Origin of the sequence: Micromonospora sp. M61, assembly GCF_018070245.1 — a bacterium.
GTDB classification, from domain to species: Bacteria; Actinomycetota; Actinomycetes; order Mycobacteriales; family Micromonosporaceae; genus Micromonospora; species Micromonospora zamorensis.
Genome location: NZ_JAGPYA010000128.1, coordinates 1 through 2,671 on the forward strand (window position 1 = coordinate 1; position 2,671 = coordinate 2,671).

General features: G+C 71.9%; 1 protein-coding gene. It reads left to right on the plus strand.

What is annotated here, in order from left to right; all coding sequences use genetic code 11:
• Positions 1-2,671 (plus strand): SDR family NAD(P)-dependent oxidoreductase (locus tag KBX34_RS32775; protein WP_210928946.1); only part of this gene is annotated, 2,671 nt, incomplete at both ends.

Genomic DNA, 2,671 nt, shown 5'->3' on the forward strand with positions numbered 1-2,671 from the left:
CGCAGGTCGACTGGTCGGCCGGTGCGGTGCGGTTGCTCACCGAGACCCGCCCCTGGCACCCGCAGACCGACCGGCGACGGCGCGCGGGCGTGTCCTCATTCGGGTTCTCCGGCACCAACGCCCACCTCATCCTCGAAGAACCCCCGACCACCGAACCCACCGACCAGCCGGCCGGCGCACCGCACCCGGTGGTGCCGTGGCTCATCTCCGCCCGCAGCGACGACGCCCTGCGCGCACAGGCAACCCGACTCACCGACCACCTCGACAGGCGGCCCGAAACCGAACCGGCAGACGTCGGTCGTTCGCTGGCCGCTCGCGCCACCCTCGCGCACCGGGCTGTCGTCCTGGCCGAGGATCGGCCGGCCGCGTTGAGCGCCCTCGCCGCCGGAGCTGCGGCTCCCGGTCTGGTCACCGGCACCGCGCAGGGCGGGCGCACCGCCTTCGTCTTCTCCGGCCAGGGCTCACAGCGACCCGGCATGGGTCTGGAACTGGCCGAGACCTACCCGGTGTACGCCGACGCGTTCGACGCGGTCTGCGCCGAGCTGGACCTCCACCTCGACCGGCCGATCCGCGACGTGATCGCCGACGACGCCAAGGCCCTGGACCAGACCGTCTACACGCAGGCGGCGCTGTTCGCGGTCGAGGTGGCGTTGTTCCGCCTCGTTGAATCGTTCGGGGTCACGCCGCACTACCTGGTCGGGCACTCGATCGGTGAGATCGCCGCCGCGCACGTGTCCGGGGTGCTGTCCCTCGCCGACGCCGCGAAGCTGGTCGCCGCCCGAGGCCGCCTGATGCAGGCGTTGCCCGTCGGTGGGGTCATGGTGGCGGTTCGGGCCACCGAGGCTGAGGTGCTGCCGCTGCTGACCGACGGGGTGTCGGTCGCGGCGATCAACGGTCCCCGCTCGGTGGTGCTGTCCGGGGTGGCCGACGAGGTCGCCGCGGTGGCGGCGAACTTCAAGAAGTCGAGGCGTCTGCGGGTCAGCCATGCCTTCCACTCGGTGTTGATGGAGCCGATGCTGGCCGAGTTCGCTCAGGTCGCGGGGTCGTTGACCTACGCGCAGCCCCGGATCCCGGTCGTGTCGAACCTGACCGGGCAGGTCGCCGAAGCGCAGGACGCCGACTACTGGGTGCGGCACGTACGGGAAGCAGTCCGGTTCGCCGACGGCATCGCCACCCTGGAGGCCGCAGGCGTCAGCACGTTCGTCGAGATCGGCCCCGACGGCGTCCTGTCCGCCATGGGCGCGGACTGCGTCACCGACGCGGTGTTCGTACCCGTGCAACGCTCTGACCGCGACCAACCGACCACCCTGCTCACCGCCCTCGCCCACGTCTTCGTGCGCGGCGTCGCGGTGGACTGGACTTCGTGCCTGACCGGCGGACGCCTCGTCGACCTGCCCACCTACGCCTTCCAGCACGAGCGTTACTGGCCGAGCGTTCCCGAGCCGGTGGCCGTCACCGACGCGGGCGAGCCGGCCGACGCCGACTTCTGGGCTGCTGTCGAGGACGGTGACCTGGCCCGGCTCGGTATCACCGTGGACAGCGCCGGTGACCTGCTCCCGGCCCTGGTCGAGTGGCGCCGCAAGCGCCAGGACGCCGAAGTTGTCGACGGCTGGCGCTACCGGGCCACCTGGCGGCCGGTCACCGGCGAGGCCGCCGACACCCTCGACGGCCGCTGGCTGATCGTCGGCGCTGATCGGGCCGACGAGAGCCTTGTCGGTTCCCTCGCGAGGACCCTGACCGAAGCCGGAGCCGAGGTGCTCCGCGCGCACAGCTCGACCGAGCTGGGCGACCTGTCCGCACCGATCGCCGGCATCGTCGCCTCGCCCGACACCGGAGCCGAGTTGCTCGCCCTGGTGCAGCAGCTGAGTGGCGCGAGCGTGACCGCTCCGCTGTGGGTGGTGACCACCGGCGGTGCACCCGTGGGCCGCGCCGACGCCGTCACCCCGGAAGCGTCGGCGGTCTGGGGTGTGGGTCGCGTGGTGGGTCTGGAGTTGCCGCATCTGTGGGGTGGTCTGGTCGATGTCCCCGCCGGCTGGGATACGCGGGTGGGTGCCCGACTGGTGCGGGTGTTGGCCGGTGGTTTCGGTGCCGAGGATCAGGTGGCGGTGCGGTCCTCGGGTGTGTATGTGCGGCGGTTGGTCCGCTCGGCCGCCGCAGTCGGTGACCAGCCGGGTTGGGTGCCGTCGGGGACGGTCCTGGTGACCGGCGGTACGGGCTCGCTGGGTGGTCGGGTCGCGGTCTGGGCTGCCACGCACGGTGCCGAGCATGTGGTGCTGGTGTCGCGGCGGGGTGCCCAAGCCGCGGGCGCGGCCGATGTTGCGGCCGCGGTCGAGGCGGCGGGTGCGCAGGTGACGGTCGCCGCCTGTGACATGACCGATCGGGACGCGGCTCGTGGCCTGCTCGACAGTCTGGACACTCCGGTACGGGCAGTGGTGCACGCCGCCGGCGTCGAACGGTCCGCGCTGCTGACCGACACCACCCCCGACCTGTGGGACGAGGTGGTCGGCGGGAAGGTCGCGGGTGCGGTTCATCTGGATGAGTTGTTGGGTGATGACCTGGACGCGTTCGTGGTGTTCTCGTCGATCTCCGGTATTTGGGGTTCGGGTGGTCAGGGTGCCTATGCGGCGGCGAATGCGTTCCTGGACGGTCTGATCGCGGCGCGTCGGGCTCG